The organism is Flagellimonas marina (assembly GCF_042651185.1).
Lineage (GTDB): Bacteria > Bacteroidota > Bacteroidia > Flavobacteriales > Flavobacteriaceae > Flagellimonas > Flagellimonas marina.
The window spans coordinates 575,100-600,573 of the sequence record NZ_JBHSCL010000004.1 but is presented as its reverse complement, the minus strand read 5'-3'; the positions used below and the strand labels follow the sequence as shown (position 1 = coordinate 600,573).

Below are 25,474 nucleotides of genomic sequence, written 5' to 3'. Positions count from 1 at the left end.
ATTTATTTTAGGGCGTCAATGGCCTTTTTTACGGAACCATATTCCTTCAAGGCTTTTTCTGCATCGGTATAGCTTAATCCTAATTCCTCCATCAAATATCGGGTACCACGATCTACTAACTTGGTATTGCTCAGCTGCATGTTCACCATTTTATTGCCTTTTACCCTACCAATACGAATCATTAGGGCTGTGGAAATCATATTAAGCACCAATTTTTGGCTGGTACCGCTTTTCATTCGGGTACTGCCTGTCACGAACTCAGGACCAACAATAATTTCTATGGGAATATCTGAACAGGTAGCTAGGGGCGATTCTGGATTGTTGGTGATTCCGGCTGTTAAAATGCCATGTTTCTTCGCATCCTCAATACCTCCCAAAACATAAGGTGTGGTTCCCGAAGCGGCAATCCCCACAAGAACATCCTTGGAGTTGATATTATACTCCTGCAAATCCTTCCATGCCTGATGCACATCGTCTTCCGCAAACTCAACTGCCTTTCTAATAGCCTTATCTCCTCCTGCTATCAATCCAATAACCCTGTCATGGGGCATTCCATAGGTAGGTGGTATTTCCGAGGCATCTAAAATGCCCAGGCGGCCACTTGTACCCGCTCCAATATAGAAAAGCCTGCCCCCATCCAAAAAACGTTCTGCAGTGCAGTCCACAAGTTTGGTTACTTGAGGAATAACTCCGGCTACCGCTTCAGCTATCTTTTTATCCTCGTTATTGATGTTTTCCAAAATGGTCTGGGTGTCCATTTTCTCCAAATTCTCATAATTTGAAGGGGTCTCGGTTATTTTTGTATAATCCATTTGCATTACAGAAGATGAATCTCTTGGTTTCTAAAAAGGTTTAATAGGTTGCTACTGGGGTCCAACTCTGTCACCATGGTGTTTATTGCGTTAATATCACAGGTTTTGTATCGATGTTGGGAATTAAGTTTTTCCGATATGGATAAAAGTACAGTTTTTTTGGATGCCCTTATTACCGCCTTTTTCACTTGAACGATGCCCCAGTCGAACTCGGTTAATCCATAGAGTGAATCAACATAACCAGTTCCAATAAAGCTATAATCCACCTTAATTTCGGACAATTGGTTTATGGTTCCGGCCCCAACTGCAATTTGGGAATCCAGCGAAATCTCCCCCCCAATGAAAACCGTTTTAACGTTTGGCTTAGACAAAAGCAGCATGGCCACAGGTAAACTTATCGTGAAACAGGTCAACTTTAAACTTTCGGGTATTTGCCGCGTCAATTCCAAACAAGTGGTTCCCCCATCAATAAAAATCACCCCTCCATCCTTTAACATCTTTACCGCCTTCTCTGCAATTTTCTGCTTTTTTTCCAATGCATAGATGTTGGCATTTGGAGCAGTAGAAGTTGTGAACCCTAGGGAAACCGCACCACCATGAACCTTCTTCAGTCTATTTTCCTCATCTAGTTCCTTAACGTCCCTTCGCACGGTATCTATTGAAACATCCAACATTTCAGCAATATCGGTCAGCAGCACCTTATTGTGCAATGCCACTTCGTTCAAAATCATATGTTGTCGTTCCTCTTTCAGCATATAAGTGCAAAATTGACGCAAATATATAAAAATAATCAATGTGCCATTTTCTTCCGTTTTGATCTCCCAAAAATCAACAATATCATAAAAACAGCACTTTTTTGTAATAAAAACAGCAAAAAAAAGCAAAATATAAATCTCTTGCTTATATTTGCCGCGTCAAACGTTTTTAAATCATTCCATTTATGGTACAGTCATCAACACTGGATTACCCTTATGACGAGGAATCACGAAAATTTGAAAAAATAAACACCAAAATCTTTGAAAGTTCAGAAGAGGCCTCTTTATTGGTCGCCAATGAGATAGCGGAGTTAATTCGCAGCCGACAAGCTGACGGCAAAAATGTGGTGCTGGGCCTAGCTACAGGTTCAACACCTACCAAGGTTTACGATTATTTGGTACAATTTCATAAGAAAGATGGTCTGAGTTTTAAAAATGTGATCACTTTCAATTTAGATGAGTATTACCCCATGGAACCTGACTCCATTCACAGCTATGTGAGGTTCATGAATGAGCACCTCTTTGACCATATTGACATCAAAAGAAAGAACATCCATATTCCCGATGGAACGTTGGACAAGGAAGATGTGCGTGACTTTTGCGAAGCTTACGAAGAAAAAATCAATAAGGCTGGCGGAATAGATATTCAAGTATTGGGAATTGGCCGGACTGGGCATATAGGTTTCAACGAACCCGGTTCCTCTTTAAAAAGTAAAACCCGTTTGGTTCGTTTAGACAGAGTGACCCGCTTGGATGCTGCCAGTGATTTCTTTGGGCTGGAAAATGTACCCAGCAAGGCCATTACCATGGGAGTTGGCACCATCATGGCGGCAAAAAAAATAATCTTGATGGCTTGGGGAGAGGGCAAATCAAAAATAATCCAGCAGTCCGTGGAAGGAGAGATTAAAGAGAGTGTTCCCGCTACTTTCCTCCAACATCATGAAAACTGCGATTTTATCCTTGACACGGCCGCTGCATCTTCCCTAACGCGCGTTCAAACACCATGGCTGGTAAGCGAATGCGATTGGAATGACAAGTTGATAAAAAGAGCCACCCTGTGGCTTTCTGAAAAATTGGATAAGGCCATTTTAAAACTTACCAATGAACACTACAATGAATATGGCATGGGTAACCTGATTGCCGAAGTAGGTTCTGCAGAACACATCAACCTAAAAGTGTTCAACCAACTGCAAAGAACCATAACCGGATGGCCTGGTGGAAAACCCAACACGGATGACAGCCAACGCCCTGAACGAAATACCCCCTACCCCAAGCGGACTCTTATTTTCAGTCCGCACCCAGATGATGATGTCATATCCATGGGCGGAACTCTGCTGCGCTTAGTAGACCAAGGACATCAAGTACACGTGGCCTATCAAACCTCGGGAAATATTGCCGTTTTTGATGATGAGGTTATTCGTTTCTTGGATTTTGCTACAGACCTCCAACAAGAGGACCAAGAACTGGAGCAAAAACTTTTAGATGTAAGGGAGTTTTTGAAAACAAAGACTCCAGGGCAAATAGACACTCCCGAAATCCAAAATATAAAAGGGCTGATACGAAAAGGAGAAGCCTTGGCCGCTTGCAGGTATTGTGGTGTGGATGAAAAAAATGCCCACTTCTTGAACCTACCTTTCTACGAAACCGGTGCGGTAAGGAAAAAGCCCCACTCCCGTGAAGATGTAAAAATCACATACGATCTTTTAAATTCTATTAAACCCCATCAGATTTTTGCTGCAGGGGACCTGTCTGACCCCCATGGTACGCACCGGGTCTGTCTTCAGATCATATATGAGGCATTGGAGCAATTGGTAGCCGATGGTGCTGAGTGGTTGGACGACTGCTACGTTTGGCTTTACAGAGGGGCGTGGCAGGAATGGGATATTGCCGACATGGAAATGTCAGTACCCATTGGACCAATGGACATGGAGCGAAAGAAAAATGCCATTTTTAAGCACCAGTCCCAAAAAGATGCTGCCATGTTCCCCGGAAATGACGAGCGTGAGTTCTGGCAGAGAGCAGAGCAGAGAAATATGGAGACCGCTCATAAATACAACAACTTAGGAATGGCAGAATATGAGGCCATGGAAGGTTTTGTCCGTTATCATTTTAAGTAGTTTTGTTCAAAAAAAAGCCCCTAAAAAGGGGCTTTTTTATAGCAGTTCAATTTTTCCTCTGTAGGGTTCCAGGATTGGATCACTTTTATCCAATTCTGTAGCTAGAACATTAATGGAATCTATATCGCAAATCTTATAGCGCTGGGTTGAATTTATCTTTTCGGATATGGAAGGAACCACCACCTTTTTCGACGCCTTTATCATTGCTTTTTTCAGTTGCACCACTTCCCAATCAAACTCAGTAATTCCGTCAGTTGGATGCATGCTGTTGACCCCTAGGAAACAGACATCCACCTTTAGTTCAGATAAAAAGCCAATAGGTTTTCCTCCAATGGTTATCTGCGAATCCTTATTGACCTTTCCCCCAATGAATATGATTTCAATATTGGGTTTTGGAAGCAGTTGCATGGCAATAGGCAAACTAGGAGTAAAACAGGTTATCTTGAGATAGGGCGGAATCAATCTTGCGATTTCCAAATTTGTGGTTCCACCACTAAGCAACACCACTTGTCCCGCTTTTAAGATGGACACCGCCTTTTCTGCTATTTTTGACTTCTCCTCTAAGGAATAAATCTCCCGATTTACATAGTTATAATGATTGAAGCCCAAAGAAATGGCACCACCATGGACACGTTTTAACTTGTTGTCGTCGTGCAATTCCTTAATATCCCTACGAACCGTATCTGGTGAAACCTTTAAAAGTTCAGCGATATCCGTCAATAAAACCTTGTTATGAATCCGGACCTCGTTTAATATAACCTGATGGCGTTCTTCCTTTAACATGGGAGTCTTGTTTAGTCAAATGTACGTGTAACTCTTCAGTAAATAAATGCAAAAAATCGCTTCAATAAAAGAAATGATTATAAAAAATTGCAAAAAATTGCATCTTTTTCGATTATTTGCATATTTTTGATTACAACGGAACTAGTTCCATAAAATTCGACTAATCAAAATTCATTGCTAACTCAAAATTAAACTTTATGAATGGAAAAATTTTGCGCCAACTACTGCTTCTGGCGTGCATGGTAGTGAGTACCAGCGCATTTTCCCAAAGCCAGTTTACCTTCACTGGGACATTGACCGAAAACGGCAATGGTCTTCCAGTATCAGGAGCTTCAGTTTTTATTGCTGACACTTCTTTCGGTACCATTACCGATTTTGACGGAAATTACAGCTTTACGGCTACCTTACAGCCCGGAGCGTACACATTGACTTTTAGCTCATTGGGCTTTTCAACACAAGAAGTATCCATTGATGTTGGTGGCAGCTCCACCATTACAACAGATGCTGTCCTCAATGAAGACCTCCTGAGCTTGGATGAGGTTGTTATTACAGGTACAGGTGCAGGAGCCAACAAGAGAACGCTTGGGAATGCTATTTCAACGGTAAAATCGGAAGATTTGGTGAATAACGGTGCCATTGCTGTGGATCAAGCCATTTCCGGTAAAATCACAGGTGCCCTTGTACAACAAAACTCAGGGGATCCTGCTGGGGGTATCAGTATCCGATTAAGGGGTCCAAGTACCGTTTTGGGAAATTCAGACCCACTCTATATTGTTGATGGAATCATTGTAAGTAATTCAAGTAACAGTAATGACCTTGTGGACCTTGGAGGCAACTCCCAAAACCGTTTGGTAGACTTAAACCCTAACGACATTGAGCGCATCGAGGTCATCAAAGGTGCCGCCGCTGCCGCTATCTACGGGTCCCGTGCAAGTAATGGGGTAGTTCAGATTTTCACCAAAAGAGGCCGTACCGGCGACCCTAAATTCAATTTTTCAACCAATGTACGGGTCAATGAACTTAGAAAGGAGATTGACTACAACACCGTTCCATTGGCATGGGTAGACCCATTTGATCGTAACAATTTGGAAACTGTACCAGTTGAACGCTTCAACTATCAAGACAGTTTCTTTGAGACCGGTTTTGGTATCGAGAACAACCTTTCCGTTTCTGGCGGAAATGACAGAACTTCCTATTACATTTCTGGTTCCTTTCTTGACAATGAAGGAATCATCAAGAACACTGATTTTCAACGAGTAGGCTTTAAAACAAATGTTACCCAAAAAGCCTGGGATTGGTTGGAAATCAATGCTGGTTTAAATTTCACGCGTAGCGTTAGCAATGATATTCCAAACGGGGGTATCAACGCTGCCTATGGTGCTATTACCGGCTTTGTGTTCAGTGAAAACTCTATAAATCCAAACCCCGATGAGTCAGGTGTTTATCCTGTAACCTCACTGCTCGTTCCACGAACAAATCCGTTGGAAGCTGTGGATCGTTTTGATTTTGGACAAAAAGTAAACCGTGTCATTACTAGTGTTGGACTTAATGCTGATATTACCAAGAACCTAAAGGCCAGTTACCTATTGGGCCTTGATTTTTACAATCAGTCGGCAACCGCATTTATTCCCATAAACAACACGTCACCAAATGGTGATGGATTTGCAAGAAGGGCAGATATAAACAACTTTCAATATAACAGTGACCTGAACCTCACGTACACTATCCCGATCAACGAGGACATCCAATCCACTACCACTTTGGGAGGTTCTTGGCAATATGAGGAATTTGACAGGGTTGGAATTGAGGCCGATGGTTTGGCTCCTGTTGTTGAAGTTGCGACCAATGGAAGTATTTTGGCCCAGGGTGAAACCCGCTCCCAAATATCCTATTGGGGTACCTTTTTACAGCAGTCTTTTAGCTATCGGGATAAACTTTATGTTAACGGAGCTGTACGCTTGGATGGTGCATCGACTTTTGGTGAAGATGAGCGGAACCAATTGTATGCCAAAGCAAGTGTTTCCTACGTAATATCTGAAGAGGATTTTTGGAGAGACACTTTTGGCGATGCCTTTAACACCCTTAAACTAAGAGGATCATGGGGACAAGCAGGTAACCTAACCGCTTTATCCGCATTCCAGAGGTTTACAGTTCTAAACCCGTCATCAATCAATGGTTCTCCCAGTTTAATACCAAGTCAGCAACAAGGTGATTTAAATATTGCTCCAGAAAGACAGGAGGAAATTGAATTTGGTTTCGATGCAGGGTTATTGAACAATCGACTGGGTATTGAATTCACCTACTACAAGCAAGACGTTTCAGATTTGTTGCTACCTCGTGAACTTGCCCCATCTGCTGGTTTTAATTCTAGAATTGAAAATGTTGGTGACTTGGAAAATAAAGGTATTGAACTCCTTTTAAGAGGTGCACCAATTAAAAGTGATGATTTTTCATGGGATGTTACCGCAACATTTTCAAAAAATGAAAACACAGTGACCAATGTAGCTGGAGGAGGCCAATTTGCTTTGGCCGGAAGCTTTGCTACAAACTATGTAATTGAAGGTGAGCCTCTAGGGGTGTTCTTCCGTCAATTTTACGCCCGTGATCCTGATGGTAGTATTTCTTTGGATGATAACGGATATCCTTTTGCTGGAACCAACGAGGATGGAACAGGATCAAAGGTTATTGGAGATCCCAACCCAGATTGGTTTGGGTCATTGATCAATGAGTTTTCCTATAAAAACTTTAAGCTGAGAGTACAATTGGACGCTGTACAAGGATTCGACATATTCAACTGGAACCGAAGACTACTGGACAATGTTATCTTCGGAGGTGGCTATAACGTAGGCCAAGAGCTTTTGGGTAATCGCCCCAAAGGATTTGGAGGTGCCCAAGCAGGTATTTTTGAAGAATTTGTTGAAGATGGCTCCTTTGTAAAGCTTAGGGAATTGGCACTAAGCTATAACTTTAAGCCACCATTTGATTATATCGACAATGTGCAGTTGAGCCTCGTCGGACGAAATCTTATTTCGTGGGACGACTATAGTGGATGGGACCCTGAAATAAACACACCCGGACAAAGTAACGGTGTGCGTGGATTCGATTTTGCCGGAGTACCCATTCCCAGAACCTACCAATTGGGAATCAATGTAAGTTTCTAAATCAAAAAAAAGTACAATGAAAAACTATATAAAACTATTTAGCGTTTGCATTTCACTTACTTTGGTATTGGTGTCCTGTGAAACGGATTTTGAAAATCCAAATGCAGCTACCCAAGACCAGGTATTTTCCTCAAGGGAAGGAATCTTTGCCGCAGCAGTAGGTATGCAACAACTTTATTCGGATACAGGTCTTCGATGGATTGTGGAGACCCCGGCCATCACAACACGTGAGGGAGGTATTACCACAACTTTTCAAAACATGATAGAATTGGAAGATGGAGGCTCTGTGCTACCCAATTTCAATTCCAATGTGCAAGGATTATGGTCCTCAATGCTTAGAATCATGAAGATTGCTGAAGATATTGAGGCAAATGCCAATACCATTGAGTTGGAAGCCGGTACACAAAGTGCATTAATAGCGCACGCAAAACTGTTTAAGGCCATGGCTATTGGAAGTCTATCGCAAAATTATGAGCAAGTAATTGTTCAAACCAGCCCTGACAATGATGCGGCCTTCGTTTCAAGAATTGTTGGTTTTGAGACAGCGATCACACTGCTCAACGAAGCTGCAGCAGCAATAGCAGCCAATGCGCCCAGTTCAGAATTCATCAACGGAATTACTCTGGACAACATTGATTTGGAAAACACCATCGCGGCAATGACAGCCCGATATAATCTCTTTGCAGGGAATTACGATGCAGCAATTGCAGCAGCAAGCTCCGTTGACCAAAACGTTACTTCCGTTTTTGCTTACGATTCACAAAACCAAAACCCAATCTGGGCCCGAATCATCCAAAACGATGCCCCCAACTTTAAACCAAGGGACAATTTTGGACTTCCTGCAGAATTTGTATTCGACCCAGCAGACGGTAGATTGGCTTTTTATCTGATTCCGTTGGATGAAACCAACCAAAATGGATTACCTATTGAGGATGTTTCCGGCTTTTTCAATGAAATTACTGAGCCTATCCCGGTGTATTTGCCAGATGAGATGAACCTGATCATAGCAGAAGCTCAAATACGTCGTGGCTCACCAGATTTAGCCGCAGCTACTGACGCGCTCAACGAGGTATTGACCGATAACGATGATCCCTTTGATGTAAACGCAAACGTAGCGGCCTACTCTGGCCCAAATACTGCAGAGGCCTTACTGGATGAGATTTACAAGAATAGACGCGCAGAACTTTTCCTTACAGGGATGAGTTTGGAAGACAGCCGTAGGTTTGGCAGACCCCAACCCAGTGGTGCAGCCATGAACTATGACGAAGAACGTAATAGAAATTTCTATCCATACCCTGATTTGGAGAGAAATAGCAATCCCAATACACCTGATGATCCATCAATTTGATTTCATATTTTAAGTTCGTTTGTTAGTTTTATTTTATTTAAGCGAAAGGCCTACTTTTAAAATATGTAGGCCTTTTTTTCAACTCTATGAAAAAACTAGTATACTTATTTCTTTGCCTATCAATAACAAGTTGTGCGGTGCACCATATACCAGAGGAAGAATTTAGAGGGTTCTGGATAGCTACCGTGGTAAACATTGATTGGCCTAAAGACCCTACAGATATTACATCCAAAAAGAAAACGGATTTCATCCAGCTATTGGATTTTTATGAAGAAATGAATTTCAATGCTGCCATAGTACAAGTAAGAACGGCAGGGGATGCCTTTTACGAAACCGATTTGGCACCGTGGTCCAGCTACCTCACAGGAAAAGAAGGTAAAGCACCAGAGAATTTTGAGAATCCTCTCCAATGGATGATTGAGGAGACCCATAAACGCGGCATGGAATTCCATGCTTGGCTCAATCCATATAGAGCCACATTTGATTTGGACACCCTAGCCCTTTCACCAAACCATGATTTTTACCAACACCCAGACTGGATGCTCAAGTACGGCAAAAAATACTATTACAATCCCGGATTGCCCGAAGTGCAAGAAAAGTTTGCTAAAATTGTGGAAGAACTGGTCGTGAATTATGAATTGGACGCCATTCATTTTGATGACTATTTCTATCCCTATAAAATAAAAGGAGAAGTATTTAAGGATTCATTGACGTTCCAAACATACGGTTTGCCCAGCCAGTCCTTGGAGGATTGGCGGCGCAGCAATGTAGATTCGCTTGTAAAAAATGTATACCAAACCATCAAGAAGAATAAACCATGGGTTCAGTTTGGCATCAGTCCATTTGGCGTCTGGAAAAACAAAAGTACCGACCCCGACGGCTCTGACACACGTGCCGGACAAACTACCTATGAGGATCTCTATGCAGACCCTGTACTTTGGGTCAATGAAGGTTGGTTGGATTATTTGGCGCCACAAGCCTATTGGAGTATGGACTATCCTCCTGCTTCCCACAAAGCTGTAGGTTCTTGGTGGGCCAATGCTACGCCAAATACGAATCTCTACATCGGAAATGGTACTTACAAAATCAAAAATAACAGTGACAAGGCTTGGAAAAAAAAGAAGGAGATCCCAAAACAGTTGACCTTTGCCAGAAACCAGAAAAACATTGATGGTAATATTTTTTTCAGTGCCAAATCGCTGATTGGTCAGCATGAGAAAGTGGTAAAAACCCTGAAAAAGAAATTTTATCCACTTCCTTCAAAAAACCCATCTACACTGAACAAAGTTTTAAGGGAAATACAACTTCCCGGAATCGAATCGGTTAAAAAACAAGACGAAGTAGTGGAGCTTTGTATCGCACATACTGATTCCATTCCCAGATTCCTGAATTACTATCAACTTAACGGTAACGAAAAACAACTCATTGGAAAGAACTATATTTCTGAAAGTCAAAATTCGGGTTGCTTTCAGCTCAAATTGACCAAAAAACAACGAACAAATAAGGTGGTCATTTCCATATCCGATGCCTTTGGCAATGAAAGCGAATTGTTGCCTTTGAACTTAAAATAAATCAACATGCAAGACATGCTCGTAAGACTTTTGGACCTTCCGGATATTTCAGAAAAGGAAAAGGAGCTGTTGGAATCTGAAAAAGTGGTATTCAGAAGACCTATTCCACCCGAAAAAAGTATTGTTGTCGGCTGGGTAAAAAAGTACTTTAGCATTAACTGGGCAGACGAGACCGAAGCAGCCTTTAGTAAACTTCCCGTAAACTGTTTTGTGGCCCAACGTGGGCAGACCTTACTAGGCTTTGCATGTTTTGAGTCCACTGCAAAGAACTTTTTTGGCCCAACAGGGGTCATTGCCGAAGAACGCGGCAAGGACATTGGAAAAGTACTTTTGGTGAAATCGCTTGTCGCACTCCGCGAAATGGGCTATGCCTACGCCATCATCGGAGGGGTTGGTCCAACCCCCTACTACGAAAAAGCAGTCAATGCAAGGGTAATAGCAAATTCCGAAAAAAGTATTTATCAGAACCTTTTAAAACATAACGGATGAACGTAGCGCCTAAGGACAAAAATGCATGGCTTTGGATTCCCTTCCTCTATTTCACCCAAGGAATCCCTTATATTTTGGTTGTGACCGTATCCGTGATCATGTACAAACGTTTGGGTATTGGCAATGCCGAAATTGGACTATATACCAGCTGGCTGTATCTACCTTGGGTGCTAAAACCACTTTGGAGCCCTCTTGTGGATTTGAATGGCACCAAAAGGACTTGGTTTTTGGTGATGCAACTCATAATCTCATTGGCATTTTTGGGCATAGGTCTTTTTGTTCCCTCCAATTCATTCTTTATCATCACTTTGGCCTTCTTTTGGATGGCCGCCTTTGCTTCTGCCACCAATGACATTGCTTCAGATGGCTACTATATGTTGGGCCTCACCCAAAAAAAACAATCCTTTTTTATAGGGGTCCGAAGCACCTTTTACCGGTTGGCCATGGTTACCGGGCAAGGGCTTTTGGTCATTTTTGCCGGATTTTTGGAGAATAAATACGGAGACAACACCAAAGCTTGGTCGTTGACTATGATCAGTGCGGCAGCTCTTATGTTGATATTGACCATTGCCAATTTTTTTAGCACACCCAAGTTTGAAAACACATCGGTTAAACCCAACCAAAAACCAGAAGGATTTTTACAGGTTTTTGCATCCTTTTTTAAGAAAAATCAAATTGGAATTGCGCTGTTGTTCATCCTCACCTATCGATTGGGTGAATCACAGTTGGTAAAAATGGCCTCGCCCTTCCTGTTGGATAAGTTGGAAGTTGGCGGCTTGGAATATTCCACAGAAGCTGTGGGCACCATTTATGGTACAGTTGGCATTATCATGCTATCCCTTGGCGGAATTGTTGGAGGTATTCTGATTTCCCGGGATGGATTGAAAAAGTGGATGTTGCCCATGTTGTTGGCCCTTAACCTACCCAATGCCCTCTATGCAATTCTGGCCGTAACCCAAACAACCAGCATCTATGCTGTGGTGGGAACCGTGGTTCTGGAGCAATTTGGGTATGGGTTCGGATTTACTGCCTTTTTAATGTACCTCATCTTTGTGGCCGAAGGCATCTCAAAAACTTCGCATTACGCCATTGCAACCGGGTTTATGGCCTTGGGCATGATGCTCCCCGGAATGGTAAGTGGCTATATTCAGGAGTGGCTGGGGTACGATGGTTTCTTCATCTGGGTGGTAATAGCAGCAATACCGGCCTTTTTAGTGCTCAAATTCTTAAAATATCCTGCCGATTACGGCAAAAAGACCATTGAATCAAATGTATAAAGAAATACCTCCATATTCCATCGCAAATCAACAACTGAGTCTCCAGCAAAAGGTGGGGCAATTGTTCATGTTGGCCGTATTCATCAATGATACCGAAGAGGCCATCCAGGAAATGGAACAAATTATCCAGAAACACCATATTGGCGCATTGTGCTTTTTTCATAGCAGGGCCAGTGCCGCCACCAATTTTGAAGGCAAGAAACCAGTTGTCCACAATGAGAAAAGTTATGACCGTCTCAAAGATCTCATCGCCCGCTATCAAAACGCTGCAAAATACCCATTGCTGATAGCCATGGATGCCGAATGGGGACTTGCCATGCGCATTGAAAATACCCCTCAATACCCCTATGCCATTACGTTAGGGGCTATCCAAAACAATGACGAACTCATTTTTGAGGTGGGACAACAAATTGGCTTGGATTGCAGGGAAGCAGGCATCCATTGGAATCTTGCCCCTGTAGTGGACATCAACAGTAATCCTGAAAACCCAGTAATTGGGTATCGTTCGTTTGGCGATGACAAAGTACAGGTTTGTGCCAAGGCTGAAGCGTATGTAAAGGGGATGAAAAGCGCCGGAATACTTAATTCCATCAAACATTTTCCAGGACATGGCGACACCGCCACCGATTCCCATTTGGGACTTCCTGTCATTGACAAGTCTCTATCAGAATTAAAGGAAAATGAATTATTCCCATTCCAAGAATTGATTCAAAAAGGAGTTGACTCCGTGATGGTGGGGCATCTACTGTTACCCCAGTTGGATGACAAAGAACCTTCCACAACTTCCTTCAAAATCATTACAGAATTACTTCGCAAGGAAATGGGGTTTGAAGGCGTAATCATCTCGGATGCGTTGAACATGCATGCCGTTTCCAGAAAATATCCGGAAAAAGGGAAATTGGAGGCCACCGTTTTTGCTGCAGGAATGGACATGCTGTGTTTTAGCGAAAATCCACTTGAAGGCATTGAAATTATATCGAATACGGTTTCCGAAAACCGCATTGAGGAAAGCTTCAAACGGATTTGGCAGCTTAAGGAGACTATTTTTGTAAAGGAAAAGAACGTCCAACGGAATAGCACTGAAAATGTCTCCCAATTAAACAAAGTACTTGCCCAAAATACCATTACAGAGCTGTATGCCGATTCTGAACTGGTGCAACAAATAAAAGATTCCTCTTTTTTGAATCTTTCGTTGGATGTAGAGGAAAAAAATATCTTTTCAAAACATTTAGAGGAAGCTTATGGTCAGAAGAAATGGGAATTGACCACCCATTTGTCAACTGTGAAAAAGAAACTAAACACACATCAAAATGTGGTTCTTGCTCTTTTTCCACCTGCGGTAAAGCCTAAGAATCAGTTTGGTTTTGATGCTGAACTATTGGCCTTCATTCAACAATTGATCGCAGAAAAAAATGTATTGATTTACCTTTTTGGGAACCCTTACGTATTGGATATTTTGAAGTTGACGTCCGGTTCCAATGTGGTGGAGGTCTATCAAGATTTTGTGGAATTCCAAGAGGAAGCCTTTTTGCATTTTAAAGGAGCATCAATAGCTCAAGGTAGACTTCCCATCAAACTTAAAATCACTCAGCCATGAAAAAAGAAATCATCAATTCTTGGGAGAAAAATGCATCGGAATGGATTAAAACGGTACAAAGCAACGCCATTCCCTCACGAAAATTTACAAATCCAGCTATTTTGGAGACCCTAAAAACCTTGGAAGGCCAAAAAATAGTCGATGTGGGTTGTGGTGAAGGCTGGTTGACCCGCGAAATGGAAAAAATGGGTTGGGAAGCCACTGGGGTTGATGCCATTGAAACCCTAATCCAAGAAGCGAAAAACAAAGGTCCTGAGGCCTATCATGTGCTTACCTTTGAAGCTATTGTAGCAGGCACACCCATCCCCAATGGCCCCTTTGATGCAGCCATATTCAATTTTTGCCTCTATTTAAAAGAAGACTTGGTTCCACTGCTGGAGAATACCTTGAAGCACATTTCCGAAAAAGGAAGCATCATCATACAAACCTTACATCCATACTTTTTGATTCAAAATGAATTGGCGTACCAAAGTCAATGGTTGTCCGACTCATGGAAAGGGCTTCCCGGAAACTTTGAGGACGGGCATTCGTGGTACGCGAGAACCCTTGAAGATTGGATCACCGAGCTGAATTGTATAGAAGGAATCCAATTTTCCTTAAAAGAAATTGTGAACGATGCAAAAAAGCCAGTTTCCTTACTCATTAAGATTACTAAACTATGAACACGAGCATATATAAAGTACTGGGACTCATGTCCGGCACCTCTTTAGATGGACTGGATATGGCCTATTGTCATATTTGGGAAGAGACAAATGGATGGAAATTCACCATTGAACAAACTAAAGAGATTCCCTATTCCGAGGAGATGCGCGAATATCTCAAAAATGCCATATACTTGTCCGAAGAAGACCATGCCCAACTCCATAAAGAGTATGGGAAATGGCTGGGGGAACAAGCGAAGGCTTTTATAGAGGAAAGCAATATTGAAGTTGACTTCATTGCCAGCCATGGACATACCTCCCACCACAGACCGGAAGATGGGGTTACTTTCCAATTGGGCGATGGACAGGTTTTATCGAATATTTCCGGCAAACAAGTAGTGTGCGACTTCAGGACAAAAGATGTTGACTTAAGTGGACAAGGGGCACCTTTGGTTCCCATTGGAGACCGGCTTTTGTTCCATGACTATGATTTCTGCCTGAATTTAGGGGGCATCAGCAATATTTCTTTTGAAAAAGAGGGTAAACGAATTGCTTACGATATTGGAATGGCCAATATGCCCCTGAATTACATTACCCATAAAATGGGTATGGATTATGATGAAAACGGAAAACTGGCCCGAAGTGGAAAATTGGATGAACCGTTGCTAAAAAAACTCAATAGTCTTGACTATTATCGCCTACCCTACCCCAAATCTACAGGGTATGAATGGTTTACCTCCAAAATTATCCCATTAATTGAAGCCTCAGAAAGTTCGGAAACCGACCTTTTGCACACCTTTATTCACCATAATTGCGAGCAGATTGCCGTGCAAGTTCATGAACATACCAATCAACCCAAAAACAAATTACTGGTCACCGGCGGTGGCGCCCTCAACCAATTTTTCATCGATACACTTCAAGAAAAGCTGGAGTCAACTGTGGAAGTGGTGGTTCCCAACAAGACACTAATTGCCTACAAAGAAGCCCTAGTTTTTGCGCTTATGGGGGTTCTACGGCTGAAAGGCACCACCAATGTGTTGAGCTCCGTTACAGGTGCAAGGGAAGATTCTTGCAGTGGTGAAGTTTTCTTTCCCGAAACCTCCTAAACTGTCGCCAAACGTTTAGGTCTTTTTACCATCGTAAAAATAAGAAGCGAAGCTAGGCCACAAATACCCAATCCTACAAAAAGGGGCCACACGCTGTGCTCTACAAATTCTCCAATAAAAGTTGCAATTGGAATGGCCACTATTGTTGAAACACATCCGTTAATGGCTGCCCCGATTCCAGCAATATGACCTATGGGTTCCATAGCAATGGAACGGAAATTCCCCCACATAAAACCCAAACAAAAGAATTGTGCCGATAGAAAGGGCACCAATACATAAATGCTGGGGTTTGGCGAATTCAAGAATATAACAGTATACATCAACCCAATGATGGTAAATGCCAAAGTGGCCATCCAAGACAGTCTCCGCATGCCAAAGCGCATTACCAAAGTCCCGTTTAAAAATGTGGAGAGACCAATGGAAATGGCCAATCCCGCAAAAATATAGGGAAAGGTTTCTTTTAAGCTATAGATATCTTCAAAAATATGTTGGGCCGAACTTAAATAGACCAAGAAAGCACCTGTGACCAACCCTGAGATAACAGTAAAGGCTACCGTTTCCCTGTACTTCATAAATTCCTTAAGTCCATCGATGAACACATGACTTGAAAAAGGAATTTTGTGCTCGGGCCGCAAGGTTTCCGATTGTCTTTGCCAAAACCAAATCGCAACAATAAGGGCGATAATAAGCTGGACATAAAAAATGGCCTGCCATCCAAAAGCATCCAAAATGACCTTTCCAATGGCGGGGGCCACTACGGGCACCAAAATAAAGAAGGCTACCACAAAAGACATAACCTTGGCCATGTAGTCGCCTACATAGGTATCACGAATAATGGAAATGGCCATGGTCCTAGGAGCTGAAAGTCCAATTCCTTGCAGAATTCTTCCAACAATCATAATCGCTAATGACGGAGCAAACAAACAGATAATACTTCCTATCAAAAACAGGCCAAAACCCGAATAAACAATGGGTTTTCTTCCATATGAATCGGAAAGAGGCCCAAAAAACAATTGCCCAAGCCCTAGTCCCAGAAAAATCATGGTCACCAGCATTTGGTTATCGGTAGAATCCAAGCTATTTATGGCAATGCCTATATTGGAAATTGCAGGTAAAATTGCATCAATGGCCAGTGCTACAATGGACATCAAAGCAGCCATTAATGCGATAAATTCAAAGTTGGGTTTTTGATTTTCTTTTTGCATGGTGCAAAATTAGACATACCCCATGGATTGGTGAAGCTTTTAAGAAAGTATTAGTGTTATGTTTTTGGTACTTTTTATTGAATCAAATGTCAGGTCGAGCGCAGTCGAGACCTCAATCTTGGTCAGGATTATATTTGTAGTGAGAAGCATTTCTGCATTCCGCGAGAATCTGTAACAGGTCAAATTCCCCATTCGCCAAAGCCATTTTCTTTGGGGCGCTCCACTTCTTCATTTTCTTTTCAAAATAGATAGCTTGTAAAACATCATTGAACTCTTGTTGAAATATAAGTTCAACCGGCCTTCTTAGATAGGTAAAAGCAGTTTTGTTCAATCCACTTTGGTGTTCGGAAAGTCTCCGAGCAATGTCATCGGTAATCCCAGTGTAGGTCAACCCATCGGAGCATCGTAAAATGTATACGTAGTATAATTTCATTTTAAAAAGAGGTCTCGACTGCGCTCGACCTGACAATCAACAATTGTTTCAAAAATTTATCGCCTCTACAACGGAATATTTCCATGCTTCCGCCTCGGTGGGTCCACCTTTTTCTTTTCCAACATGGCGAAGGCTTTGAGCAATTTCCGTCGGGTGTTTTTTGGTAGAATCACCTCATCGATAAATCCGCGTTCCGCGGCACGATAAGGGTTGGCAAACTTTTCCGCGTACTCGGCTTCTTTTTCCTTCAATTTGGCATCTGGGTCTTCCGAAGCGGCAATTTCCCGCCTAAAAATGATTTCACTAGCTCCTTTGGCCCCCATCACAGCGATTTCAGCCGAAGGCCAAGCAAAATTGAAATCGGCCCCAATATGTTTAGAATTCATTACATCATATGCACCGCCATAGGCTTTTCGGGTAATGACGGTAACCCGTGGCACTGTCGCTTCACTTAGCGCATACAACAATTTAGCACCGTGCATAATAATGCCGCTCCATTCTTGGTCGGTACCCGGTAAAAAGCCAGGCACATCCACCAAAACCAACAAGGGAATATTGAAGGCATCGCAAAAACGGGTGAAACGGGCTGCTTTTCGAGAACTATTCACATCTAAAACCCCTGCTAGGAACATAGGTTGATTGGCTATAATACCAATACTGCGCCCCCCCAATCGGGCAAAGCCTACGATAATGTTTTCAGCATAATCTTTGTGAATTTCGTAGAAGGAGTCCAAATCGATAATCCCGTTGATCACTTCATACATATCATACGGTTTATTGGGATTATCCGGGACAATGGCGGACAGTTCTTCCCGAAGTTCCTCCCCTAACATGTAGTCTTGAAGCGGAGCAAGTTCAGTATTGTTTTGTGGCAAATACGCCATCAATTTTTTGATATCATCCAAACAAGCCGCATCATTGGACGAAGTTTTATGAGCCACCCCGGATTTTGAAGCATGTGTGCTGGCACCGCCCAATTCCTCCGAAGTAACTTCCTCATTAGTAACGGTTTTAACCACATTGGGACCCGTCACAAACATATAACTGGTTTCCTCAACCATAATGATAAAATCCGTCATGGCTGGAGAATACACTGCTCCTCCGGCGCAAGGGCCCATCACGGCAGATATTTGTGGAATCACACCCGAAGCTTGAACATTCCGGTGAAAAATATCGGCATATCCTCCCAAGGACCTCACACCTTCCTGAATTCGTGCACCACCAGAATCGTTCAATCCAATGATGGGCGCACCCACTTTCACCGCCAAATCCATCACCTTGCAGATTTTTTCAGCATGGGTTTCGGATAACGCACCGCCAAAAACCGTAAAATCTTGGGCATATACATATACCAATCGTCCATGGATGGTACCGTACCCAGTCACCACCCCGTCGCCATAATAGACTTCTTTGTCCATGCCAAAATCGGTGGTACGATGAGTCACCAACATGCCCATTTCCTCAAAAGAGCCTTCGTCCAAGAGATAATGAATACGTTCCCTTGCCGTAAGTTTTTTCTTTTGATGTTGCTTTTCTATCCGCTTTTCACCACCACCCAAACGGGCCTGGGCCATTTTCTCTTCCAGTGCTTTTATTTTGGGATTCATTGAGCTCAATTTATTGGGATTTGAAGTGTTTTCTTGTCTTCTAGATATTGAAATAAGGCAGCCAGCGCAGCAATTTCAGCTTCCTTGGCATTCTTTTGATGGATTTTTTCCGGGGAATAATGCTCTTTTACAAAATGGGTGTCAAAATTCCCTGAACGGAAGGCTTCATGGGCAAAGACAAAACTTCCAAAGGGCAATGTGGTCTGAACGCCCTTCACCTTATAATTCTGAATAGCTTCCAACATCAACTCCATGGCCTCTTCGCGAGTTTTACCATAGGTAATCAGTTTGGAAAGCATGGGGTCGTAGTAAATGGGAATGTCCATGCCTTCCCTAAAGCCATTATCCACCCGAATTCCATCGCCCTCAGGCAATTCATAGGTCTCCAAAGTGCCTACGCTGGGCAGAAAATCATTCAAAGGGTCTTCTGCATACACCCGAAGCTCCAATGCGTGTCCATTAATTTTTAAATCCTCTTGTTTCATGGGAAGAGCTTCGCCACGGGCCACTTTTATCTGTAATTCCACCAAATCCACTCCAGTGATCAATTCAGTAACGGGATGTTCCACCTGTAAACGGGTATTCATTTCCAGAAAATAGAAATTAAGGTCAGCATCAATTAAAAATTCAACAGTACCGGCGCCTACATAATCACAGGCTTTGGCTACCTTGGTAGCGGCTACGCCCATTTTCTCCCGAAGCTCAGGGGTAAGCACCGAAGATGGTGCTTCTTCCACCACCTTTTGGTGACGTCTTTGGATGCTACATTCCCGTTCAAAAAAATGGAGGACATTGCCATGAGTGTCGGCCATGACCTGTACCTCAATGTGCCGAGGGGAGGTTACATATTTTTCCACAAAAACAGAGCCATCGCCAAAGGCGGAAGTGGCTTCACTAATGGCCCGTTTCATACCCGATTCCAAATCTTTTTCTTTCTCCACAATCCGCATACCCTTTCCACCTCCACCGGCTGAAGCTTTTATCAAAATTGGATAACCGACGTTCTTGGCAATTTTTTTGGCTTCGGAGACATCGCTTATGGCCTCATCCACACCCGGCACCATAGGGATGTCGTACTTCTTTACGGCCTCCTTTGCCGCCAATTTGCTCCCCATAATCCGGATGGCCCTGGATTTTGGCCCTATGAAAATTAGACCACTTTTTTCCACAGCTTCGGCAAAATCAGCATTCTCACTCAGAAAACCGTAGCCTGGGTGAATCCCATCTGTCTTTAGTTTTTTGGCCACCTCAATGATTTTGTCCCCTTTTAAATAAGATTGATTGGATGGTGCCGGGCCAATACACACAGCTTCATCAGCAAAAAGTACATGGGGTGCATTTCTGTCAACTTCAGAAAAAACCGCAACGGTACGAATACCCATTTTTTTGGCAGTTTTCATAACACGAAGCGCTATTTCTCCACGGTTGGCAATCAATATTTTCTTCATGTTTTTTTTATTGAAATTCAATCAAAAGCTGTTTTTTGTCCACGGCGTCACCTTGATTTACAGCAATTTTCTTGATGACACCGTTTCGGGGGGAGGTAATACTATTTTCCATTTTCATGGCTTCCAACACCAAGAGTTGTTCATCTTCTTTCACTTCTTGCCCCACTTCCACCGAAATGTCCAAAATTAAACCCGGCATAGGAGCAGAAATGGAATCTATGTTTTTGGCTCCATTAGTAGCAAAGCCCATCTTCTCAATAAGTTCATCCAATGGAGTATGGATGGAAACTTCATGTTCGTTCCCATTGACATTGACCGTGTACAGTCCCCTGGTAAAATCCGAAGAAACTATTTTAACGTGATACGATATGTCCTCCTTTAAAATATGAAAACTGTCCTTTTTAAACTTTATGATGTCCAGCTGGGAAACGTCGTCCTTGGAAAGAGGAAAGTCGAAATTACCATCAATCTTGACTGTGTATGAATCGTCCATAAAAAATTGTCATGGGTTACCTAGCTAAATATAAGATTAAGATCAAACCCACACAAAGCTACCGCCATTAACTTTCGGGGTTTACGATAACCGACATGCATTTTACCGAAAATAAACCTAAATAACGCAAAAGCATGGGTTGATGGCAAATCTTATCAAATGCTTACTTTTGAAATTAAAATAATATAAATGCTGATCATAGGGATAGCGGGGGGCACTGGATGTGGAAAAACCACGGTTGTCAACCAAATTGTGGACCAATTGCCGGAGAACGAAGTAGGTGTAATCTCCCAAGATTCCTATTATAATGATCTTTCTCATTTGACTAGGGAGGAACGCGGGAAAATAAATTTTGATCACCCTAATTCCATCGATTTTGACCTGTTGATCTCGCATTTAAAGCAATTGCGACAAGGAAAAACGGTGGATATTCCGGTCTACTCCTTTGTGGAAGAAACCCGCTTGGAAGAGACCATCCCTACGCCTCCGCGGAAGGTAATGATCGTAGAGGGCATTTTGGTGCTGAGCAATCCGCAGTTGCGGGATATGTTCGATATTAAAATTTATGTGCATGCGGATTCGGATGAACGATTGATACGACGATTGCAACGCGATATTCGCGAACGGGGCCATGATTTGGAAAAAGTGTTGACGCGCTACCAAACCGCGGTAAAGCCCATGCACCAGCAATTCATTGAACCATCCAAGGAATTTGCGGACATCATTATCCCCAACAACCATTACAACACGGTGGCCGTGGATATGGTCAGGACCATTATCAACAATAAATTGGTGTAAGTATGGGGCTAAAGGAATTGCGACAAAAAAAATGGTTCAAGCTCATGACCAATATGTACATTTTGGTATTGACCATTTTTGTGATTTGGATGGCTTTTTTTGATACGAATTCACTGCTGATTCATTTGGAACTCCGAAGGGAAATCAAAAAACTGGAAGAACAGAAGGAGTTTTTGAAAGGCGAAATTGAAAAGGACAAGAAAGTTTTGGAAACCTTATCGGATAAAGAAGAGCTTGAAAAGTTTGCCCGGGAAAAATATTATATGAAAAAGGAAAAAGAAGAAATTTTCCTGATTGAATACGAAGACAGCTTAAAAAACAAGGAAGATGAGTAACGTCGGTTTGTTTGATGAATTCCCTCCAGTTTCTGCAAAACAGTGGAAACAAAAGATTCAATTTGACCTGAAAGGTGCGGATTATAACGACACCTTGGTTTGGGAATCCTTGGAGGGCATCAACATAAAACCGTTTTACCATTCCGAGGATTTGGAGGGATTAAAAACCTTCCATCTTCCTAAAAATCATAGTTGGCATATTGCCCAGACCATTTATACTGGAGATGCCAACAAAGCCAATACCAAAGCTTTGGAAATCCTGGAAAAAGGGGTGGAAAGTTTGGTTTTCACCATTCCAAATGAAACTATTGATTTTGCCACTTTGCTGAAAGAAATTGATGTGACAAGCACACCACTTCATTTCAATTTTCAGTTTTTGGCCTCGGAACCCATCAAAAAATTGATGGCCCATCTTGGAGACAATGCGGTCCAAGTTTACCTGAATATAGACCTTATTGGAAATCTCGCCCGTAGCGGAAATTGGTTTCATAGTTTGGAGAGAGACCACTCCATTTTGGAAGAAATCCATGCCATCACTTCAAAAAAAATGAATGTCAATTCCATTGGCGTTGATATTTCGCTCTACCAGAATGCAGGGGCAAACATGGTACAACAATTGGCCTATGGGTTGGCCCATGCCAACGAATATTTGAATCATTTTGAGCCCAACAAAACGTTTCCAATCACTTTTAAAGTAGCAGTCGGAGGAAACTATTTCTTTGAAATAGCCAAACTCAGGGCACTGCGCTGGTTGTGGAGCAGTTTGGCAGCTGAATATGGTATTGATAACGATTGCCATATCATCGCAATACCCTCCAAACGGAATAAGACGCTATACGATTACAATGTGAACCTACTCCGAACCGCTTCGGAAAGTATGTCTGCCGTTTTGGGTGGGGCCGATATCATATGCAATCTCCCTTACGATGCCATTTACCACAAGGACAACGACTTTGGGGAACGTATAGCAAGAAATCAATTGTTACTGCTGAAGGAAGAAAGTTATTTTAAGACGGCCGCCCAAGCTTCCGAAGGTACCTATTACATTGAATCCCTCACCGAGCAATTGGCTGAAAAAGCATTGGCTCTCTTCAAACAGATTGAGAAATCAGGAGGCTTTTTGGATGCGTTGAAAAAGGGGGGCATACAGCAAAAAATCAAGGAAAGTGCCGCTAAGGAACAGCAGTTGTTTGATGAAGCCCAACTCGTTCTCGTCGGAACCAACAAGTACCAAAACAAGCAAGACCGTATGAAGGAAAATCTGGAACTGTATCCTTTTGTAAAGACTCAGCCCAGAAAAACCTTGATGGAGCCCATTATCGAAAAACGATTGGCGGAAACCCTCGAACAAAAACGATTGAACGATGAGTAGAAAAAACCTTCAACATTTGGAGTTGAGTTCAGAGTTCAGAGTTCAGGGTTCAGAGTCGGATAATACTCAAAACTCAAAACTCCTAACTCCTAACTTTCCTCATTCAGATTTTGCTGCAGGTATCTCTCCATTCCTACGTGGCCCCTACTCCACCATGTACGTTCGCAGACCTTGGACTATCCGCCAATATGCGGGATTCTCCACCGCGGAGGAAAGCAACGCCTTTTACCAAAGAAATCTGGAGGCAGGCCAAAAAGGACTTTCCGTAGCCTTTGACCTCCCCACCCATCGCGGTTATGATTCTGATAATGAACGTGTGGTTGGCGATGTCGGCAAAGCCGGAGTCGCTATTGATTCGGTTGAGGATATGAAAATTTTGTTCGATGGCATTCCCTTGGATAAAATGTCCGTTTCCATGACCATGAACGGGGCCGTTATTCCCATTATGGCCTTTTACATTGTGGCCGCCCAAGAGCAAGGTGTTTCCATGGAACAACTCTCGGGAACCATTCAAAATGATATTTTAAAGGAGTTTATGGTGCGGAACACCTATATCTATCCTCCTACTCCGTCCATGCAATTAGTGGCCGATATTTTTGAGTTTGCCAGTCAAAATATGCCCAGATTCAATAGCATTAGTATTTCTGGGTACCACATGCACGAAGCAGGTGCTCCGGCTGCGATGGAATTGGCCTATACCTTGGCCGATGGAATTGAGTACATCCGCACCGGAATCAAGGCAGGGTTAAAAATCGATGAATTTGCCCCGCGACTCTCCTTTTTTTGGGGCATTGGTATGAATCATTTCACAGAAATTGCCAAAATGCGGGCCGGTCGGATGCTTTGGGCAAAATTGGTAAAGCAATTCAATCCCAAAAATGAAAAATCACTCATGCTCCGTACGCACAGTCAGACCAGTGGTTGGAGTTTGACCGAGCAAGACCCGTTCAACAATGTAGCTCGAACCACCGTCGAGGCCATGGCTGCCGCTTTTGGTGGTACGCAGAGTCTACACACTAATGCATTGGACGAGGCCATTGCCCTTCCCACGGATTTCTCGGCCCGGATTGCTCGAAATACCCAGATTTATTTGCAACAAGAAACGCACATTACCCGTACTGTTGACCCTTGGGCGGGAAGTCACGTAGTGGAAAAATTGACACAAGAAATCGCGGAAGAGGCATGGAGGCTCATCGAAGAAGTTGAAAAATTGGGCGGTATGACCCAAGCGATTGAAAAAGGGATTCCCAAAATGCGGATTGAAGAAGCCGCCGCCAAAAAACAGGCTCGAATCGATAGTGGTCAAGATGTGATCGTGGGTGTGAACAAATATCGATTGGAGAACGAGGATGAGCTTCAAATTTTGGAGGTGGACAACGCAAAGGTCCGCCAACAACAAATGGCTCGACTAGAGAAAATTAAATCCACACGGAATGCATCCGAAGTTGAAAAAACATTGGAGGCCATCCGTATCGCATCCAAAAAAGCCACTCAAAACCAAACCGACCGCGGAAATTTGTTAGCTTTAGCGGTACAAGCGGCCAAAGCTCGTGCTACCTTGGGTGAAATCAGCGATGCCATGGAGAGTGCTTTCGGACGCTACAAGGCTAAAATTCAATCCTTTACCGGCGTGTATTCCAAAGAAATCAAAGACGACAAAAGTTTTGAAAAGGCCCGAAAAATGGCCGATGAATTCGCATTGCAAGAAGGTCGAAGACCTCGAATCATGGTGGCCAAAATGGGCCAGGATGGGCATGACCGCGGTGCAAAAGTCGTCGCTACCGGCTATGCCGACCTAGGCTTTGACGTGGATATCGGTCCGTTGTTCCAAACTCCATCCGAAGTAGCCAAACAAGCCGTGGAAAATGACGTGCACATTCTAGGTATTTCATCCTTGGCCGGGGGGCATAAAACCTTGGTTCCCGAAGTAGTTCAAGAACTCAAAAAACTAGGAAGGGAAGACATCATGGTCATTGTAGGTGGTGTTATTCCAAAACAGGATTATAAGCATCTTTTGGACAAGGGTGCGGTGTCCGTTTTTGGGCCCGGAACAAAAATCAGCGATGCTGCCCTAGAAATTTTAACGATTTTAATGGATTAATCGCCCATAACGATCTCATAAATAT

Annotated in this window: 21 protein-coding genes; 13 read left to right on the top strand and 8 right to left on the bottom strand. The window is 42.9% G+C overall.

From position 1 onward, the window contains the following. Nucleotides 1-2: 2 nt before the first annotated feature. On the bottom strand, nt 3-812 hold the full coding sequence (murQ, locus tag ACFOWS_RS06265) for an N-acetylmuramic acid 6-phosphate etherase (protein WP_366588023.1): 810 nt from the start codon (nt 810-812) through the stop codon (nt 3-5). A 5-nt stretch (nt 813-817) separates the two neighbouring features. Continuing rightward, a complete protein-coding gene (locus ACFOWS_RS06260; RefSeq protein ID WP_366588021.1) occupies nt 818-1,567 on the bottom strand; it encodes a DeoR/GlpR family DNA-binding transcription regulator in 750 nt (249 codons plus the stop codon). 185 nt (nt 1,568-1,752) lie between these two features. Between ACFOWS_RS06260 and nagB the strand changes: the two genes are divergently transcribed. Further along, on the top strand, nt 1,753-3,684 hold the full coding sequence (nagB, locus tag ACFOWS_RS06255) for a glucosamine-6-phosphate deaminase (RefSeq protein ID WP_379763084.1): 1,932 nt from the start codon (nt 1,753-1,755) through the stop codon (nt 3,682-3,684). Between the two features lie 36 nt (nt 3,685-3,720). Here nagB and ACFOWS_RS06250 read toward each other — a convergent pair whose 3' ends face one another. Then, nucleotides 3,721-4,467, bottom strand: coding sequence for a DeoR/GlpR family DNA-binding transcription regulator (locus ACFOWS_RS06250; protein ID WP_366588017.1), 747 nt, complete (start codon nt 4,465-4,467; stop codon nt 3,721-3,723). A 197-nt stretch (nt 4,468-4,664) separates the two neighbouring features. Between ACFOWS_RS06250 and ACFOWS_RS06245 the strand changes: the two genes are divergently transcribed. The 8 genes from ACFOWS_RS06245 to ACFOWS_RS06210 all read left to right on the top strand — a co-directional run bounded on the left by ACFOWS_RS06245 (nt 4,665) and on the right by ACFOWS_RS06210 (nt 15,657). After that, nucleotides 4,665-7,628, top strand: a complete 2,964-nt coding sequence (locus tag ACFOWS_RS06245; protein ID WP_379763083.1) for a SusC/RagA family TonB-linked outer membrane protein — start codon at nt 4,665-4,667, stop codon at nt 7,626-7,628. 16 nt (nt 7,629-7,644) lie between these two features. Continuing rightward, a complete protein-coding gene (locus ACFOWS_RS06240) occupies nt 7,645-8,976 on the top strand; it encodes a hypothetical protein (RefSeq protein WP_379763082.1) in 1,332 nt (443 codons plus the stop codon). Between the two features lie 86 nt (nt 8,977-9,062). Further along, nucleotides 9,063-10,547, top strand: coding sequence for a glycoside hydrolase family 10 protein (locus ACFOWS_RS06235; protein ID WP_379763081.1), 1,485 nt, complete (start codon nt 9,063-9,065; stop codon nt 10,545-10,547). A gap of 6 nt (nt 10,548-10,553) precedes the next feature. Beyond that, a complete protein-coding gene (locus ACFOWS_RS06230; RefSeq protein ID WP_379763080.1) occupies nt 10,554-11,036 on the top strand; it encodes a GNAT family N-acetyltransferase in 483 nt (160 codons plus the stop codon). Further along, nucleotides 11,033-12,313, top strand: a complete 1,281-nt coding sequence (locus ACFOWS_RS06225; RefSeq protein ID WP_379763079.1) for an MFS transporter — start codon at nt 11,033-11,035, stop codon at nt 12,311-12,313. Before ACFOWS_RS06230 ends, ACFOWS_RS06225 begins: the two co-directional genes overlap by 4 nt. Further along, nucleotides 12,306-13,910, top strand: coding sequence for a glycoside hydrolase family 3 protein (locus ACFOWS_RS06220; RefSeq protein WP_379763078.1), 1,605 nt, complete (start codon nt 12,306-12,308; stop codon nt 13,908-13,910). The genes ACFOWS_RS06225 and ACFOWS_RS06220 overlap by 8 nt, the downstream gene beginning before the upstream one ends. Further along, on the top strand, nt 13,907-14,572 hold the full coding sequence (locus ACFOWS_RS06215; protein ID WP_379763077.1) for a class I SAM-dependent methyltransferase: 666 nt from the start codon (nt 13,907-13,909) through the stop codon (nt 14,570-14,572). Before ACFOWS_RS06220 ends, ACFOWS_RS06215 begins: the two co-directional genes overlap by 4 nt. Beyond that, nucleotides 14,569-15,657 carry an anhydro-N-acetylmuramic acid kinase gene (locus ACFOWS_RS06210; protein WP_379763076.1) on the top strand — a complete coding sequence of 363 codons (1,089 nt, stop codon included), beginning with the start codon at nt 14,569-14,571 and terminating at the stop codon, nt 15,655-15,657. Before ACFOWS_RS06215 ends, ACFOWS_RS06210 begins: the two co-directional genes overlap by 4 nt. On the opposite strand, the gene ACFOWS_RS06205 is transcribed toward ACFOWS_RS06210, so the two are convergent. The 5 genes from ACFOWS_RS06205 to ACFOWS_RS06185 all read right to left on the bottom strand — a co-directional run bounded on the left by ACFOWS_RS06205 (nt 15,654) and on the right by ACFOWS_RS06185 (nt 20,843). Next, nucleotides 15,654-16,862 (bottom strand): multidrug effflux MFS transporter, encoded by a 1,209-nt coding sequence (locus ACFOWS_RS06205; protein WP_379763075.1) that lies wholly within the window; start codon nt 16,860-16,862, stop codon nt 15,654-15,656. The genes ACFOWS_RS06210 and ACFOWS_RS06205 overlap by 4 nt on opposite strands. Nucleotides 16,863-16,974: 112 nt before the next feature. Then, nucleotides 16,975-17,295: a GIY-YIG nuclease family protein gene (locus ACFOWS_RS06200; protein WP_379763074.1), complete on the bottom strand. Its 321-nt coding sequence runs from the start codon at nt 17,293-17,295 to the stop codon at nt 16,975-16,977. A gap of 65 nt (nt 17,296-17,360) precedes the next feature. Beyond that, complete coding sequence (locus ACFOWS_RS06195; protein ID WP_379763073.1) at nt 17,361-18,902, bottom strand: acyl-CoA carboxylase subunit beta; 1,542 nt, start codon at nt 18,900-18,902, stop codon at nt 17,361-17,363. A 5-nt stretch (nt 18,903-18,907) separates the two neighbouring features. After that, nucleotides 18,908-20,350 carry an acetyl-CoA carboxylase biotin carboxylase subunit gene (gene accC, locus ACFOWS_RS06190; RefSeq protein WP_379763072.1) on the bottom strand — a complete coding sequence of 481 codons (1,443 nt, stop codon included), beginning with the start codon at nt 20,348-20,350 and terminating at the stop codon, nt 18,908-18,910. Between the two features lie 7 nt (nt 20,351-20,357). After that, nucleotides 20,358-20,843: an acetyl-CoA carboxylase biotin carboxyl carrier protein subunit gene (locus tag ACFOWS_RS06185; RefSeq protein ID WP_379763071.1), complete on the bottom strand. Its 486-nt coding sequence runs from the start codon at nt 20,841-20,843 to the stop codon at nt 20,358-20,360. Between the two features lie 189 nt (nt 20,844-21,032). Between ACFOWS_RS06185 and udk the strand changes: the two genes are divergently transcribed. Genes udk through scpA form a run of 4 tightly spaced genes read left to right on the top strand, consistent with a single transcriptional unit; the run spans nt 21,033 to nt 25,449 of the window. Continuing rightward, nucleotides 21,033-21,641 (top strand): uridine kinase, encoded by a 609-nt coding sequence (gene udk, locus ACFOWS_RS06180; RefSeq protein ID WP_366587989.1) that lies wholly within the window; start codon nt 21,033-21,035, stop codon nt 21,639-21,641. A gap of 2 nt (nt 21,642-21,643) precedes the next feature. Then, nucleotides 21,644-21,976, top strand: a complete 333-nt coding sequence (locus ACFOWS_RS06175; RefSeq protein WP_366587986.1) for an FtsB family cell division protein — start codon at nt 21,644-21,646, stop codon at nt 21,974-21,976. Further along, nucleotides 21,969-23,348 (top strand): methylmalonyl-CoA mutase subunit beta, encoded by a 1,380-nt coding sequence (locus tag ACFOWS_RS06170; protein ID WP_379763070.1) that lies wholly within the window; start codon nt 21,969-21,971, stop codon nt 23,346-23,348. Before ACFOWS_RS06175 ends, ACFOWS_RS06170 begins: the two co-directional genes overlap by 8 nt. Continuing rightward, complete coding sequence (gene scpA, locus ACFOWS_RS06165) at nt 23,341-25,449, top strand: methylmalonyl-CoA mutase (protein WP_379763069.1); 2,109 nt, start codon at nt 23,341-23,343, stop codon at nt 25,447-25,449. The genes ACFOWS_RS06170 and scpA overlap by 8 nt, the downstream gene beginning before the upstream one ends. Nucleotides 25,450-25,474 lie beyond the last annotated feature (25 nt).

What these genes read in the sequence shown, in the direction of transcription:
- murQ (WP_366588023.1), bottom strand. Translation starts at nt 812, where the DNA reads ATGGATTATACAAAAATAACCGAGACCCCTTCAAATTATGAGAATTTG.
- ACFOWS_RS06260 (WP_366588021.1), bottom strand. Translation starts at nt 1,567, where the DNA reads ATGCTGAAAGAGGAACGACAACATATGATTTTGAACGAAGTGGCATTG.
- nagB (WP_379763084.1), top strand. Translation starts at nt 1,753, where the DNA reads ATGGTACAGTCATCAACACTGGATTACCCTTATGACGAGGAATCACGA.
- ACFOWS_RS06250 (WP_366588017.1), bottom strand. Translation starts at nt 4,467, where the DNA reads ATGTTAAAGGAAGAACGCCATCAGGTTATATTAAACGAGGTCCGGATT.
- ACFOWS_RS06245 (WP_379763083.1), top strand. Translation starts at nt 4,665, where the DNA reads ATGAATGGAAAAATTTTGCGCCAACTACTGCTTCTGGCGTGCATGGTA.
- ACFOWS_RS06240 (WP_379763082.1), top strand. Translation starts at nt 7,645, where the DNA reads ATGAAAAACTATATAAAACTATTTAGCGTTTGCATTTCACTTACTTTG.
- ACFOWS_RS06235 (WP_379763081.1), top strand. Translation starts at nt 9,063, where the DNA reads ATGAAAAAACTAGTATACTTATTTCTTTGCCTATCAATAACAAGTTGT.
- ACFOWS_RS06230 (WP_379763080.1), top strand. Translation starts at nt 10,554, where the DNA reads ATGCAAGACATGCTCGTAAGACTTTTGGACCTTCCGGATATTTCAGAA.
- ACFOWS_RS06225 (WP_379763079.1), top strand. Translation starts at nt 11,033, where the DNA reads ATGAACGTAGCGCCTAAGGACAAAAATGCATGGCTTTGGATTCCCTTC.
- ACFOWS_RS06220 (WP_379763078.1), top strand. Translation starts at nt 12,306, where the DNA reads ATGTATAAAGAAATACCTCCATATTCCATCGCAAATCAACAACTGAGT.
- ACFOWS_RS06215 (WP_379763077.1), top strand. Translation starts at nt 13,907, where the DNA reads ATGAAAAAAGAAATCATCAATTCTTGGGAGAAAAATGCATCGGAATGG.
- ACFOWS_RS06210 (WP_379763076.1), top strand. Translation starts at nt 14,569, where the DNA reads ATGAACACGAGCATATATAAAGTACTGGGACTCATGTCCGGCACCTCT.
- ACFOWS_RS06205 (WP_379763075.1), bottom strand. Translation starts at nt 16,862, where the DNA reads ATGCAAAAAGAAAATCAAAAACCCAACTTTGAATTTATCGCATTAATG.
- ACFOWS_RS06200 (WP_379763074.1), bottom strand. Translation starts at nt 17,295, where the DNA reads ATGAAATTATACTACGTATACATTTTACGATGCTCCGATGGGTTGACC.
- ACFOWS_RS06195 (WP_379763073.1), bottom strand. Translation starts at nt 18,902, where the DNA reads ATGAATCCCAAAATAAAAGCACTGGAAGAGAAAATGGCCCAGGCCCGT.
- accC (WP_379763072.1), bottom strand. Translation starts at nt 20,350, where the DNA reads ATGAAGAAAATATTGATTGCCAACCGTGGAGAAATAGCGCTTCGTGTT.
- ACFOWS_RS06185 (WP_379763071.1), bottom strand. Translation starts at nt 20,843, where the DNA reads ATGGACGATTCATACACAGTCAAGATTGATGGTAATTTCGACTTTCCT.
- udk (WP_366587989.1), top strand. Translation starts at nt 21,033, where the DNA reads ATGCTGATCATAGGGATAGCGGGGGGCACTGGATGTGGAAAAACCACG.
- ACFOWS_RS06175 (WP_366587986.1), top strand. Translation starts at nt 21,644, where the DNA reads ATGGGGCTAAAGGAATTGCGACAAAAAAAATGGTTCAAGCTCATGACC.
- ACFOWS_RS06170 (WP_379763070.1), top strand. Translation starts at nt 21,969, where the DNA reads ATGAGTAACGTCGGTTTGTTTGATGAATTCCCTCCAGTTTCTGCAAAA.
- scpA (WP_379763069.1), top strand. Translation starts at nt 23,341, where the DNA reads ATGAGTAGAAAAAACCTTCAACATTTGGAGTTGAGTTCAGAGTTCAGA.